We start from the raw sequence: 13,659 nt of genomic DNA, 5'->3' as shown, positions 1-13,659 counted from the left end.
CATCCGAGCATCGCCTGTGCGTCATGCCTTGGTCGTAAGGTACCGACCATGGTGGACAACCAGATGGCCGAGCTCGTGCAGTCGGTGGTGGAGTCGTATCTGCTGGGCGGCACGCGCCGGTACAACCGCGCGGGGGTGGCCGAGCGCTCGGGCGTATCGCCGGAGGTGTCCAAGCGGCTGTGGATGGCACTCGGCTTCCCGGCGAATCCGGACGACACCGACGACTACACCGATGCCGATGTGGTTGCGGTGCGGGACTTCCGCAGCCTCAACGTGGTGGCGTCCTCGGATATCCGCCAGCAGTCCGCCGCCGCCCGCACCCTCGGCCAGAGCATGGCCCGGCTCGCGGAATGGCAGGCCGACCTGGTGCTCGCCGAGATCGAAACCAGGATCACCTCGGCCCGCGCCGCCGAACCCGACCGCGATCCGGCCGAGATCGCCAGAACCGCGACCGAGGCGACCATCGCGGTGCTGGAGGAACTCCAGACCTACGCGTGGCGGCGGCATCTGGCCGCGGCGCTCGCCCGTTCCTTCGACGGTGCGGTGATCGCCGAGGATTCCACCAGGGAGCTGGCGGTCGGCTTCGCCGATATGGTCGGCTACACCCGGCTCACCAGGCATCTGCACCCGGACGAGCTATCCATGCTGCTCGAGGCGTTCGAATCCACCACGACCGCCGCGATCACCGAGAACGGCGGCTGGGTGATCAAGAACGTCGGCGACGAGGTGATGTTCGCGGCCGAGCACGCCATCGACGCGGCCCGGATCGCGCTGGCCATCCAGGAGTCGACCATGATGGTCGCGGGCACCCCGGAGCTGCGCGTCGCCATCGCGTACGGCCCGGTCCTGCAGCGCTTCGGCGACCTGTACGGCTCGGTGGTCAATATCGCCTCGCGGCTCACCGGCGTCGCCCGCCCCGGCACCATCCTGGTCGACGACCACGCCGCCGCCGAACTCGCGAACGAGCCCGAATTCACCATTCGCAATCTGCGCAGCGTCCGGGTCCGCGGCTTCAGCCGCCTGCGCCCACACCTGCTGCGCGCCGACGAGAAGTAGCGGGCCCATAAACTCCACCGAGTGGATATCGACTGGTCACAGCTGCGCGCCCGCTGCCTGCTGCTGGAAGACGCGGGCGTACTCGCGCTGAACAAACCCGCGGGGATCTCGGTCACCGGGGAGCGGCACGACACCGATATCGTCGAGCTGGCCGCCGCCAGCGGCGAAACCCTCTACCCCGTGCACCGCATCGACAAGGTGACATCCGGTCTTGTGCTGCTGGCCAAGGAATTACCCGCACACGGCGAGCTGACCAGGCAGTTCAACAAGCAGACGGCGACCAAATCGTATCTGGCGGTTGTGGATTCGACCGGCCTGCCGGACCGCGGGGTGATCGATCTGCCGCTGAGCGTCGGCCGCAAGAACCGGGTGCGTATCGCCGCGCCCCGCGAGTCGATCCGCACCGAAGACGACCGCTGGTTCGTTCGGCAATCGGATCTGTTGAGCGGCAAGAACTATCCGTCGATCACCGAATTCGCGACGCTGCTGCGCACCGAGTCCCGCACCGTGCTCGCGCTGCGCCCGATCACCGGTCGCCGCCACCAGATCCGGGTGCACCTGGCCTGGATCGGCCACCCGATCGTCGGCGATCCGCTGTTCGACCGGACCGGGACGCAGCCCCGCACCCACCTGCATTCCTGGCGGCTCGGCCTCACCGCTTCCTGGCGCACGCCGCCGGTGTTGGATATGGAAGCCGTTCCGGGAGAGGACTTTTGGACGCCGGTAGGGGTCGGAGCCGACGAGGCTGCCGGTTTACTCGAGCAGGGTGCGGCACTGCTCGCCCGGTAGTCGACGCCTGGTTGCCGCTACAAACCCCCAACACCCCCCGGGCCGGGGAGAACCCCTATCCAGCCCTAAATCAATTGCCCCACTTAGGATCCCGGCCCAACAGCAGCAGAATCTCGTCGAGCTTGCCGCTCCCCTCCGGCACCTCCAGTATCGGCCCGAACGCCGCACCCTCCTTCAACCGATCCGCACCGCCGGGCACGATCCTGGCGATCGCCAGCGTCTCGTCGGCCATTTCGGGATCGGAGTCGAGCTCGATGTTCTTCCCGATCGATCGCGCCACATCCCATGCGTGCACCACGCAGTCCACCAGCTGGAACCGCACCGCGTGCTCGGCCTTGAACGGGACGCCCGGCATGATTCCCGGCAGCAGGAACTCGCGCTCGGAGATGTCATCGACGGCGAACGCGTCGAGCAGGTCCGCGGAGACGGTGAGGTATTCGCCGATGGGGTCGGCGAGTTCCCTTGTCTGCCATAGGGAAATGTCTCCGCCACGGCCACGGGCCGACTCCGCGAAGCCGTGGTTCTCGATGGTCATATGCGTCAGCAGGTCGCGTAGATTCCAACCGGCGCAGGGGGTTTCGTTGTTCAGCTGATCGGGGGTCACCGTCTCGACCAGGTCGGTGGTCAGTCGCAGGGACCTGGCGTGCATGGCGACGAGATCCGCATCCGTAATCGTACTCATGCGCTTATCATAAGCATGAGCTTATTAAATGCAAGCAGTATTTTCGACCCATGCCTGAAGTGACCCGACCCGACCTGGCCGCGATGATCGCGCCGCTCGGCCACGCGCTGATGGTGGCCGAGCAGCCCATACTCGACCGAAACGGCCTGTCCATGTGGGCCTATGTCGTGCTGCTGCGGCTCGACGACGACCCGATCTACACCCAGGCCGCCCTGGCCAAGGCCACCCGCGCCGATAAAACCCGGATCATCGCGATACTCGACGACCTGCAGCGGCGCGGGCTGATCCGCCGCGAACCCAATCCGGCCGACCGCCGGGTCAATATGGTCTCCCTGACGCCGGAGGGTCGCGTACTGCGCGACCGCACCCAGCGCGAAATCCAGGAGCAGGAGGAAGTGCTGCTCGCGAATCTTCCCGCCGCGGACCGCCGCGCCTTCCTGCGCGCGCTGCAAACCCTGCACGACATCGTCAACCAGCAGGAATGAGCTGTGCCCACCGACACAGACCGGTCATTGGGTTCCGCCCGGTGGCGAGCCTCATGACGACGCGTAACACGCAGGTCATCTAGCCTGAAAGGCGTGCCGCACACCCGATCCGGCACACTCTGACGCAATGGAGCGATCCCCCAGAGAAAGCGAACGCCGATGATCCTGGTGGCTCAGGTCAGCGATACCCATTTCGATCTCGGCGCGCGAAACGCCGCGCGCGCGAAACGCGTCTTCGACTTCCTCGCCGGTTTGCGCCGCAGGCCCGATGTCATCCTGGTGACCGGCGATATCGCCGATGCCGGTAAACCCGAGCAATATGCCCAAGCGGAAACCACTTTCGCCAGCGATATCCCGGTCATCGCCATTCCGGGAAACCACGACGATCGCACCAATTTCCGCAGCGTGCTGCTCGGTCTGCCCGGCACCGCCGAGCCGATCAACCGGGTGCACCAGGTCGGCACGCTGACCATCGTCATGCTGGATTCCAGCATCCCCGGCGAGCCGAGTGGCAGGCTCACCGACGACACCTACCGCTGGTTGCGCGAAACCCTCGCCGCCGCACCGGCCGACGGCCCGGTGCTGCTGGCACTGCACCACCCGCCCGCGCATCTGTTCAGCCCGGTCGTCGACGAGATCGCACTCGCCGATCCCGGCAGGCTGGCCGCCGTCGTCGCCGGTGACGATCGGATCATCGGCGTGCTCACCGGGCACGCACATTCCTGCGCCACAACGACTTTCGCGGGCCGCCCGCTGCTGGTCGCGCCGAGCACCGCCTCCGTGCTCGGCGCGATGTGGGAGCTCGAGCTGCCCGACCACGTCATGGACTACGCGCCGGATCCGGCCGTCGCCCTGCACATCATCGACGAGAATCACGGCCTGACAACCCATTTCCGCAGCGTCCCGATGGGCGGCCGCCTAGACAGCCCGCAGAGTTGACAGGGATAGCGACCAGTTCAGCGCCGCAGTAACCGATCCCGCCGGTAGGCCGCCGGGGTGAGTCCGGTCCACCGCTTGAACGCGTAGATGAACGTCGACGATTCCGCATAGCCGAGCCGGATCGCCACATCGCTCACCGAAAGCGGTGTGGCGGAAAGCATTTCCTCGGCCAAGGCCCTGCGCACCTCGTCCAGCAGCGCCCGATAGCTGGTGCCCGCCGCGTCGAGGTGCCGCCGCAGCGTGCGCGTGCTCATATTGAGATGCTTTGCCACACTGTCGATTCCGGGCGGAGCGCCATATCCGTCGCTGCCCGGCACCAGCAGTTCGCGCACCTCGGCGGCGATGCCGGTGCGGGCCCGCCGCCGGTGCACCAGGTCGCGGCACTGGGCCAGGCACATGGCCCAGGTGTGCTCGTTCGCCTGCGGCAGCGGCTGATCCAGCACCGCGGGATCGAAGGCGAACAGGTTGCGCGGCCGGCCGAAGCGCGGCGTCACCCCGATCACCGCCTCGATCCGATCCGCGTAATCCGGTTCCGGAAAACGGAATTCGGCGCTGGTGAGCGGCAGCGGCCTGCCCAGCAGATCGGTCATCACCTGATACATGGCGGTGACGTCGCGCTCCACCAGGAACTGCCGCACATCGGCCGGAATCAGCTCGTCATGGATCGCGGCGACGAATTCGCCGGACCGCCATTCGGCCACCGGCAGACAGAAAGTGAAGCTCAGCTCCAGATAGCGCAGCGCGAAGGAGATGGCCTCGCCGAGGGTCGGGCTGCTGACGCAGGCGAAGCCGAAGATGCCGAAGGTGGTGATCCGGTAGCGCTGCCCGAGTTCCATGCCGAGCGCGGGCCGGGCGCCGAGTTCGCGCACCAGGTTGCGGATGACGGCCAGCTCGGTCGACGCGTCGATCTGCAGGTCCGGATCGTGCAGCTGCGCCTCGGTCAGCTTGGTTCCGGTGAGCATCTTGGCCGGTGGCACCCCGTATTCCGCCGCGTAGCCGACCATCAGAGCGACGCTGGCTATACCGCGACTGAAGTTCCAATCGCGGATCCCTGGATCGAGCACCCGCTCGGTATCTGCCCGGACCACCAGGTCATTATGGCCGAATATCTCTATTGATCCGTGCATGCGCACCTACAGTGGAACTCAGCCAAGCGATGTGAGGAGTGCCACATGACGGGCAGGCATCCATCGATCATCATCATCGGTGCCGGATTCGGCGGCATCGGTATGGCGATCGAATTGCAGCGCAACGGTTTCACCGACTTCACCATCCTGGAGCGGTCGACCGCGCTCGGCGGCGTCTGGCGGGAGAACACCTATCCCGGCGCGGCCTGCGATGTGCCGTCCCCGCTCTACTCGTACTCCTACGAGCCGAAACCGGATTGGCCACAACGGTATTCGGACTGGCAGGCGATTCTCGGCTACCTGCGCACGGTCACCGAGCGGCACCGGCTGCTCGACCATATCGTCTTCGGCGCCGACGTGACCGACGCCGAATTCGACGATCCGACCGGCCAGTGGACGGTCCGCACCGCCGACGGCGCGACCCATATCGCCGACGTGCTGATCTCCGCGGTCGGCCAGCTCTCCCGCCCGGCGCTGCCCAACCTGCCCGGCATCGAAACCTTCGCCGGACGATCCTTCCACTCGGCCGAATGGGATCACGACATCGACCTGACCGGTAAACGCGTCGCCTGCATCGGCACCGGCGCGAGCGCCATCCAATACGTCCCGCGGATCCAGCCGGAAGTCGCCCAGCTCACCCTGTTCCAGCGCACCGCGGCATGGGTGCTGCCCAAATTCGATACCGACTACAAGCCGATCCAGCACAAACTCTTCGCCCGCGTGCCGGGCGCGCTACTGGTCGAGCGCTTCGGCTGGTGGGCGATCGCCGAATTCGTCTCGCTGGGTTTGGTGGAATTCCCGGTGATCACCCGCTGGGTCGCCGCGATCGCGCTCCACCACCTCCACGACCAGGTGACCGATCCGGAGCTACGCGCGAAACTCACCCCCGACTATCCGATCGGCTGCAAACGCGGGCTGTTCTCCAACGACTACTACCCGGCGCTGACCCAGCCGAACGTCGAGGTGGAGACCACCCCGATCGCCGAGATCATCCCGGCGGGCGTGCGCACCGCCGACGGCACGGTGCACGAGGCCGATGTGATCATCTACGGCACCGGCTTCAAGGGCACCGAATTCCTTTGGCCCATGGCCATTTACGGCCGTGGCGGGCGCAAACTCTCGGACGAGTGGCAGGACGGCGCGCACGCGCACCTGGGTATCACGGTGCCGAACTTCCCGAATATGTTCCTTGTCTACGGCCCGAACACCAACCTCGGCGTCGGCTCGATCATCTACATGATCGAATCGCAGGCCCGCTACATCCGCCAGGCCGTGCGACTGCTGGCCGACCGCCCGGGTCACACGCTGGAGGTGCGGCCGGAACCCGAGGAGCGGTTCAATACCGCGCTGCAGCAACGGCTGAACCGCACCCCGTGGAACTTCTGCACCAGCTGGTATCGCAACTCCGCAGGCCGGATCACCAACAACTGGCCGGGCTCCCAGTTGAGTTACCGGCGCCGGACCCGCAGGCTCGACCCCGCAGACTTCGCCATCACCCGAGCCGCATGAGGTTCGCGGACAAGATCCGGTAAACCCCAACGCCCGAGTGCCGGACGACGCGAGCTGGCAGACTTGTTCCGTGAGTGCACTGCCCAGAACCGGACCGATCGAGCATGGACCGCTGCGTCCGATCGAGCTGGCCACCGGCGCCGTACTGGGCGGCGTCACCATCGGATTGGTCACCGTCGGCTCGGTGATCCCCATCGCGGCCGGCCTCAATCTGGTCGCCGCCGTCCCGCTCGGACTACTCGCCTACCGGCACCGATTGCGCGCGCTGGTCACCACGACCATGGCCGCCACCCTGGTCTCCTTCGTGGTCGCCGGGCTGTTGACCGCCACCGGCATCGTCGCGGCGGCCACCGTCGCCGGCGTTGTCGGCATCGTCAAACGCAGACGCGGCGGCGTGATCGCGGTGGCCGGGCTCTCCGCGCTGACGGCGCTGGCCTGGGCCGCGCTGTCCATCGTCGGCCTGCTGGTGCTCGCGCGGGCCCGTAACCTGCTTTTCGACAACATCCGCAACTCCGCGCGCGGCATTCAGGAGCTTGCGGCGAAGCAGCCGCAGCTGGCGCCGCTCGGCCGAGCGGCGATGGATGCCGCCGAAACCGTGCTGCACTGGTGGTGGGCCTTCGTCGGCGGCGGCGTCGCATTCGGTGTGGTGACCACCGCGATGTTCTCCTGGTACGTGCTCGGCGCGGTGCTGGACCGGTTGACCTGGCTGCCCGGCGCCGACCGGCTCGACGCACCGCCCGACGACCGGCCCATCGCGCCGCTGCCGGTCACCTTGCGCGGCGCGTCCTTCCGCTATCCGGGCGCCAGAACCGATGCGCTGCGGGATATCGAATTGAGCGTCGACGTCGGCGAATTCGTCGCGGTGGTCGGGCACAACGGCTCCGGTAAATCCACGCTGACCAGGCTGCTCGCCGGTCTGCCGCCCACCGGGGGCGCGGTGGACCGGCCCGGTTCGGCCGGGCTCGGCCATCTCGGCGGCACCGCGATGGTGTTGCAGCGGCCGGAGAGCCAGACGCTCGGCGTGCGGGTGGCCGACGACGTCGTCTGGGGTCTGCCGCTGGAGTTGGCCGGGCAGGTCGATGTGGACGGGCTGCTGCGCGAGGTCGGCCTGGACGGCATGGGCGAGAAGGAGACCGCGACGCTGTCCGGCGGCCAGCAGCAGCGGCTCGCGGTGGCGGCGGCGCTGGCCCGCAGGCCCGCGCTGCTCATCGCCGACGAGGCCACCTCGATGATCGATCCGGAGGGCCGCCGCGACCTGGTCGCCCTGCTCGCCGAGCTGCCGAGGCGGCATCCGATGGCGGTGGTGCTGGTCACCCACCACGAGGCCGATGCGGCCGCCGCCGACCGGGTGATCCATCTGGCGAACGGGCGCACCGTCACCCAGCTGCCCGCATGGCCGCAGCCGGTGCGCGCCCAGCGGCGCAGGCCGATGGGTGATCCGATCCTGCGGCTGCACGACGTCCGCTACACCTACAATCGCGGAACCCCTTGGGAGGCACCGGCTTTGCACGGTGTCGAGCTGTCGGTGCGGCGCGGTGAGGCACTGCTCGTGGTCGGCGGCAACGGCTCCGGCAAGTCGACTCTGGCCTGGATCATCGCCGGACTGCTCGAACCGAGTTCCGGCCGTTGCGAACTCGGCGGCAAACCGGTCGCGAAACAGATCGGCCGGGTGGAGCTGGCCTTCCAGCATTCCCGCCTGCAGCTGCAGAAGGAGACGGTCGGCGCGGAAATCGCCGACTGGGGCGGCCGGGCCACCGGATCCGGCGCGGTCGGCCGGGCGCTGGACGCGGTGGGCCTGCATCGGGCGCTGGCCGCGCGCTCGATCGAGGAACTCAGCGGCGGGCAGGCCAAGCGGGTGGTGCTCGCGGCCATCGTCGCCAGCCACGCGCCGGTTGTCGTGCTCGACGAGCCGCTGGCGGGCCTGGATCCGACGGGCCGCACCGATATCGTGGAATTGCTTGCGCACCTGCGGGATTCCGGTCTCACGCTGATCGTCATCTCGCACGATGTCGCGGATATGTCCGCGGTGTGCGACCGCACCGTTCACCTGGAGGAAGGGCGCATCCTGGAGGCCGAGCCGGTCCGAGAGGCAGCCAAAGATCCGGTGCGCCAACCGGATTCGTCCAGGGCCACGGCGCGTCCGGCCATCGATTCCGCGCTGCACATCGATCAGGGAGGCCGCCGATGAATACCGTGCTGCTGCGGGAGGTTCCGGTCGCCAGCCCGGTGCACAGCCTGTGGGCGGGCACCAAGATGATCGCGGTTTTCCTGATCAGCCTGGTGCTGATGTTCTTTCCGTCCTGGCCGGTGCTCGGGCTGATGGTGATTTTCCTTGCGGCCGTTTGCCTTACGGCTCGGCTGCCGCTCGGCACGCTGCCGCGGCCGCCGCTGTGGTTCTGGGGTCTGCTGATCTTCAGCGGTCTGACCACCGCTCCCGCGGGCGTGGACGCGGTGATCCGCTATGTGCAGGTCGTGCTCTTCGGATTGATGATGGTGGCCGCGTCGTTCATCGTCGCCTGGACCACCCCTATGGGTGAAATCGCGCCCGCCCTGGCCACTCTCGGCGCACCGCTGCGCAAACTCCGTGTGCCGGTGGATGAATGGGCCGTCGTCATCGCGCTCACCCTGCGCGGGCTGCCGCTGCTGCTGGAGGAGATGCGGGTGCTGCGGGCCGCGCGCAAGCTCCGGCCCAAGGACAGTTTCCTCTACCGCGCCGCGGACAATCCGATGATCGACCTGCTCACCGCCGCCATGGCCGTATCGACGCGGCGCGCGGGCGAACTCGGCGAGGCCATCACCGCGCGCGGCGGCACCGGCCAGCTCACCGCGCATCCGACGACGCCGGGCCGCGCCGACGCGATCGCGCTGGGGTTGGTGATCGCGGTCTGCCTCGTGGCGGTGACGTCGACGCTGCTGCTCTGAGGGGTGTCCGGCTGCGACACACCGCAATACGGACGATACTGGCGCTATGACGAGCGCCGACGACGACGTACCGGCCTGGCAGCGGAAGACCGCGGGCGAATCGCGGATCGTGGCGACGCTGGCCGTCGTATGCATGGTGGCGCTGCAGGTGGCGCTGCCTCGCGAATTCCGCATGGATCCATGGTGGCCGCTGCCGACGCTGGAACTGCTGCTCTTGATCATTCTGTTCGCCGCGAACCCGGTGCGCATCAATCACCAATCGGATCTGCTGCGCGCCCTCGGATTGGTCTTGACCGGTCTGCTCGGCCTGGCCAATGTGTGGTCGGCGGCTCTGCTGGTGGACGGGCTGCTCACCGGCGTGCTCAGCAATCAACCCGCGAAGCTGCTCGGCTCCGGCGGGTCCATCTGGATCACCAATGTGCTGGTCTTCGCCCTGCTGTATTGGGAATTCGATCGCGGCGGCCCGGCGGCCCGCGCACATGCCAGGAAACTATTGCCGGACTTCCTGTTCGCCCAGATGCAGAATCCCGATTTGACCCGGCCGGACTGGGAACCAGAGTTCACCGATTACCTCTATCTGGCATTCACCAACGCGACCGCCTTCAGCCCGACCGATGTGATGCCGATGTCGCGCTGGGCCAAGCTCTCGATGATGTTGCAATCCGCTACGTCCCTGGTACTCGCCGCCTTGGTCATCGCCCGCGCGATCAACGTCCTGAAGTGACGCGCTGCACGTATACCGAACGGCTATAACATCTTTCGGCCCGGTCGAACTGGACGACACCACACGAAATCGAGTGAGTGGCGTTTCACATCGGGGTAGAGTTGAGCACCGCAGCAGCTGGTTGCTGGGATCAGATCACGCTTCGCATGGGCACTGGACATATGGCCACCGGACATATGCACACTGGGTAATTGGAACCGGGGGGAATTCGAAACTGGGGGAAGAAAACCCGACGGGCGAAGCGTTCGCTAAATCTGGCACGACCTGATGAATCTAGATTGGAACACCCGATGATACTCCGCAAGATCACTGCGGTTGCCGCCCCGCTCGTGGCCGCTGTCGCGGTCGGCGCGGGCGTCTCGCACGCCGAGCCGGCAACCACCCCAGAGATCGGGTACCAGGCACAGCTGGTCGGCGACACCGTCGTCACCACACTGACCAACGGACATTTCCAAATGTCCGGCAACAACGTCGATATCAAGGACGAGGCGGGCAACACTGTCGTTACCCTCCCGCTGTCCTTCCGGCAGGATGGGCTCGAATTCCCGCTACCGCACGCGGTACGGGATGACGGCAGGGTACTCGAGCTCACCGCGGTCAAGGATTACACGCAGGCCCGGCCCGCCACCGCGGCGCCGATCGCCTCGAACGCCGAGAACCAGCGCGCGATGAACGCGTTCAGTTCGCAGTTCGGCATCGCCACCGCCATCGGTGGTTTCATCGGCACCGCGATCGGCGCCCTCGTCGGACTCACCGGCATCGTCGCCGGCCCCGGCGTGATCGCCAGCGTGATCGCCGGTGCCGCGGTCGGCGGCATCATCGGCACCATCATTGTCGGCGGCCCGACGTTGCTGATCGCGGGCATCGACCTGATCGGCACCCTCGCCGCGCCGCCCGGCACCACGAAATGGTCGGAACCGAGCGACCGCAAGTAATCGCCACGGGTCGCCCATAACCCGGCCCAACACCAGCTGAAGCCGCGGCGCGCACCGAATTTCGGTGCGCGCCTTGGCTTTTCTGCTGCCTTGTGTGTGGCCGCCGCCTTGTGCGCAACCCGTGCTCATCGGCGCCGCGTCCGCGAACCGGCTACTCGCGAAATGGGCCGCCCACCAAGGTAATTCGATCAATCGCCCCGGCAGCCCGCCGGAACCGGTATCCCGGCGAACCGGTCGGACAGGTAGCCGAATGCGCCGGGGGCTTCGCCGACGGCGGCCGGGTTGTGTCCCGGGATCGGCGAGTGCTTGTAGGCGATATTCGCACCCGCCACGCAGTAGCGGTTCACCAGCGCCGTATACCCGGCGACCGGGATCACGTCATCGCTGTTGCTGTGGTACAGGTACAGCGGCGCCTGCGGGGCCACCGCGCCGAGTTCTTGAATATCGGTGGCCGCCTTGAAAACCGGGTTCGCGAACAGACCCGGCGCCCGCGCGAAGTCGTCGGCGTGCGCGTTGACATATTTCGCAACCAAATCCCCACCGCAAGAACCGGATTCGTTCGACACCAGTGCCCGGCCACGATCGTTGAGCAGCTCGAGCACCCCGTTGCCGGTGTCGTTGCGGGCCGTCGCGATGAGCACCAGCATGGCCAGCCCGGCCTGGGCGGTGCCGTCGACACCGCGCGCTATCGCCGGCCAGTCGGCGGGCACACCGCCGGAGGTGATACCGGCGAACCGCACCTCCGGCGCGTATCGCGGCTGCAACTGCGCGGCCCACAGCGTAGCGAATGCGCCGCCCGAATATCCCCATGCCCCAATGGGACTCGCGTCGTTCACACCGTCGGGCGCGAGTGCGCGGGCCGCCCTGATGCCGTCGAGCACCAACCGCCCCGAATCGACGCCGTCCAGGAACCGGGACTGCGGACCCTCGTAGTCGCTGGTCACCACCGCCCAGCCGTGGCCGAGCGCCGTCGCGATGAACGGGGTGTCGATGTAGGTGTTGATCCCGCCGAGATCCCAGCCGCCGCCGAGCCCGTACGAGGGCGCGCACCGGGTCCCGAGGCTGTCCTCCGCGATCTGATATGACAGCAGCGGCCGGGCGCCGGGCCCGAACCACGGCAGCAGCGGCGTCAGCACCGTCGTCACCGCCGCCACCGGCCGCTCGGACGAGTCGGTGCTCCGGTACTTCACCTGCCACGCCGAAACCGGCAGCGGCAGACCGAACATCGCGATCCGCCTGGCCTGCACGATCGCGCCGTTCGAATAGGACCCGATATCGGCGGGCGCCGCGTAGAACGGGTCGTCATCCGGGTACGGCAGCGCATGCGCCGGGGATATCGAACCGAACGCCAGCAAGGCCGCGACGGCCAATACTCGTATGAATGCACTGTGCCGCATCCGGGCCTCCAGTGTTCGATGAGGCCCGCCCCCGGCCTCGAGGCCATAACATTACTGCCGGTCGGAATGGATAGGCAATGGCTATCCGAAGGTAACCCCCGGCGTCGCCGATTTTCCGCGGAATCGAGAGTTAGAGTGTTCCGAAAGTGCCCGCTGCGCAACCGAATCGCCGCCCGACGGTGATCGGTGCCGAGGAGAGACGAGCCCACCATGCGACGTGGCAACGGACTGGAAATTCCCGAGGAACTCGCCGACGTGTGCGCACCGCACCGACTCGCGGTGATCGTCTACGACATGCAGGTCGGCGTGCTGGCTCAGCTCGAGGACACCAAGCCGGTGGTCGACAACGTCGTCCACCTGGTCGAGTCGGCGCGCCGCGGCGGCTATCCGGTGATCTTCCTGCGGCACTTCTTCCTGCCGCGCCGGCTCAGCGGCGTATTCGCGCTGCGGATGGCGATGTCCTGGCAGCAGGTCGACTCGGTCGACGATCTGAAGCCGATCCTGCTGCGCGATACGCCGGGCTTCGAGCTGATACCCGAGCTGCGGCCGCGCGGCGACGAGATCGTCTTCGACAAGACCTCGATGTCGGCGTTCGAGGGCACCCCGCTGGCCTCGACGCTGCGCGATCTCGGTATCGGCGCGTACGCGATCGCCGGTGTCGCGCTGGAGATCGGTATCGCGCCGACCGTCACACACTCTACCGATCTGGGCTTCATCCCGATCGTGGTGCGCGACGCCTGCGACGGCCGGGACGCGGCCGCGATGGCCCGCGCCTACGACGATTTCGCATTCCAGGGCAATGCGATCGTCACCGATACGGCCACCATCACGCCGCTGCTCAATCCTTAGCGCGCAGCGCCTTTTTGGCGGCCTCCTCGATGGTCTCGATCTTGTCGGCGAACTTGCCCTCGGTCTGTTTGTCGACCAGATCGCCCGCCTTCTCGATGACGACATCCAGCTTGTCGGCGTTCTGCTGGGCCAGGTCCAACGCCTTGTTCGCCAGGCTCTTGAAATCCACTGCGCGCTCCTCGTTCTCGAATCTGCACGCACCCTACCGAGCGAATGGGGCCGCAATCCCGCTCGCCACCAGCGAG

The 13,659-nt window shown here is 67.2% G+C and carries 14 protein-coding genes; 10 read left to right on the top strand and 4 right to left on the bottom strand.

Features of this window, described 5'->3' with window-relative positions; translation table 11 throughout:
* The first annotated feature begins 48 nt into the window (after positions 1 to 48).
* Positions 49 to 1,056: an adenylate/guanylate cyclase domain-containing protein gene (locus LGY53_RS18415; RefSeq protein ID WP_225727878.1), complete on the top strand. Its 1,008-nt coding sequence runs from the start codon at positions 49 to 51 to the stop codon at positions 1,054 to 1,056.
* A 21-nt stretch (positions 1,057 to 1,077) separates the two neighbouring features.
* On the top strand, positions 1,078 to 1,845 hold the full coding sequence (locus LGY53_RS18410) for an RNA pseudouridine synthase (protein WP_225727877.1): 768 nt from the start codon (positions 1,078 to 1,080) through the stop codon (positions 1,843 to 1,845).
* A 70-nt stretch (positions 1,846 to 1,915) separates the two neighbouring features.
* Here the strand turns inward: LGY53_RS18410 and LGY53_RS18405 are convergent, their stop codons facing one another.
* A complete protein-coding gene (locus tag LGY53_RS18405) occupies positions 1,916 to 2,527 on the bottom strand; it encodes a TIGR03086 family metal-binding protein (protein WP_225727876.1) in 612 nt (203 codons plus the stop codon).
* 50 nt (positions 2,528 to 2,577) lie between these two features.
* On the opposite strand from LGY53_RS18405, the gene LGY53_RS18400 reads away from it, so the two are divergent.
* Positions 2,578 to 3,012, top strand: a complete 435-nt coding sequence (locus tag LGY53_RS18400; RefSeq protein WP_225727875.1) for a MarR family winged helix-turn-helix transcriptional regulator — start codon at positions 2,578 to 2,580, stop codon at positions 3,010 to 3,012.
* Positions 3,013 to 3,171: 159 nt separating this feature from the next.
* A complete protein-coding gene (locus LGY53_RS18395) occupies positions 3,172 to 3,951 on the top strand; it encodes a metallophosphoesterase (protein ID WP_225727874.1) in 780 nt (259 codons plus the stop codon).
* A gap of 17 nt (positions 3,952 to 3,968) precedes the next feature.
* Here the strand turns inward: LGY53_RS18395 and LGY53_RS18390 are convergent, their stop codons facing one another.
* On the bottom strand, positions 3,969 to 5,039 hold the full coding sequence (locus tag LGY53_RS18390) for an AraC family transcriptional regulator (protein WP_225727873.1): 1,071 nt from the start codon (positions 5,037 to 5,039) through the stop codon (positions 3,969 to 3,971).
* A gap of 84 nt (positions 5,040 to 5,123) precedes the next feature.
* Between LGY53_RS18390 and LGY53_RS18385 the strand changes: the two genes are divergently transcribed.
* The 5 genes from LGY53_RS18385 (at position 5,124) to LGY53_RS18365 (ending at position 11,168) form a co-directional block, all read left to right on the top strand.
* Entirely contained in the window at positions 5,124 to 6,587 is a 1,464-nt protein-coding gene (locus tag LGY53_RS18385) for an NAD(P)/FAD-dependent oxidoreductase (protein WP_225727872.1), read from the top strand.
* Between the two features lie 70 nt (positions 6,588 to 6,657).
* Positions 6,658 to 8,775 carry an ABC transporter ATP-binding protein gene (locus LGY53_RS18380; protein ID WP_225727871.1) on the top strand — a complete coding sequence of 706 codons (2,118 nt, stop codon included), beginning with the start codon at positions 6,658 to 6,660 and terminating at the stop codon, positions 8,773 to 8,775.
* Positions 8,772 to 9,509: an energy-coupling factor transporter transmembrane protein EcfT gene (locus tag LGY53_RS18375; protein ID WP_225727870.1), complete on the top strand. Its 738-nt coding sequence runs from the start codon at positions 8,772 to 8,774 to the stop codon at positions 9,507 to 9,509. Before LGY53_RS18380 ends, LGY53_RS18375 begins: the two co-directional genes overlap by 4 nt.
* A gap of 46 nt (positions 9,510 to 9,555) precedes the next feature.
* Positions 9,556 to 10,233 (top strand): hypothetical protein, encoded by a 678-nt coding sequence (locus tag LGY53_RS18370; RefSeq protein ID WP_225727869.1) that lies wholly within the window; start codon positions 9,556 to 9,558, stop codon positions 10,231 to 10,233.
* A gap of 191 nt (positions 10,234 to 10,424) precedes the next feature.
* The gene (locus LGY53_RS18365) at positions 10,425 to 11,168 is read left to right on the top strand and encodes an ammonium transporter (RefSeq protein WP_308102922.1); all 744 of its coding nucleotides are present in this window, start codon (positions 10,425 to 10,427) and stop codon (positions 11,166 to 11,168) included.
* A gap of 188 nt (positions 11,169 to 11,356) precedes the next feature.
* On the opposite strand, the gene LGY53_RS18360 is transcribed toward LGY53_RS18365, so the two are convergent.
* A complete protein-coding gene (locus tag LGY53_RS18360) occupies positions 11,357 to 12,565 on the bottom strand; it encodes a lipase family protein (RefSeq protein WP_225727868.1) in 1,209 nt (402 codons plus the stop codon).
* 210 nt (positions 12,566 to 12,775) lie between these two features.
* On the opposite strand from LGY53_RS18360, the gene LGY53_RS18355 reads away from it, so the two are divergent.
* Positions 12,776 to 13,414 carry a cysteine hydrolase family protein gene (locus LGY53_RS18355; protein ID WP_225727867.1) on the top strand — a complete coding sequence of 213 codons (639 nt, stop codon included), beginning with the start codon at positions 12,776 to 12,778 and terminating at the stop codon, positions 13,412 to 13,414.
* On the opposite strand, the gene LGY53_RS18350 is transcribed toward LGY53_RS18355, so the two are convergent.
* Complete coding sequence (locus LGY53_RS18350; protein ID WP_167471879.1) at positions 13,404 to 13,583, bottom strand: antitoxin; 180 nt, start codon at positions 13,581 to 13,583, stop codon at positions 13,404 to 13,406. The two genes, LGY53_RS18355 and LGY53_RS18350, sit on opposite strands and share 11 nt — an antisense overlap.
* Positions 13,584 to 13,659: the final 76 nt, after the last annotated feature.

It is taken from the genome of Nocardia sp. JCM 34519.1, assembly GCF_020361265.1.
Classification (GTDB): domain Bacteria; phylum Actinomycetota; class Actinomycetes; order Mycobacteriales; family Mycobacteriaceae; genus Nocardia; species Nocardia arthritidis_A.
Note: the sequence above shows the minus strand (reverse complement) of the source record. Positions and strands in the feature narration are given on the sequence as shown.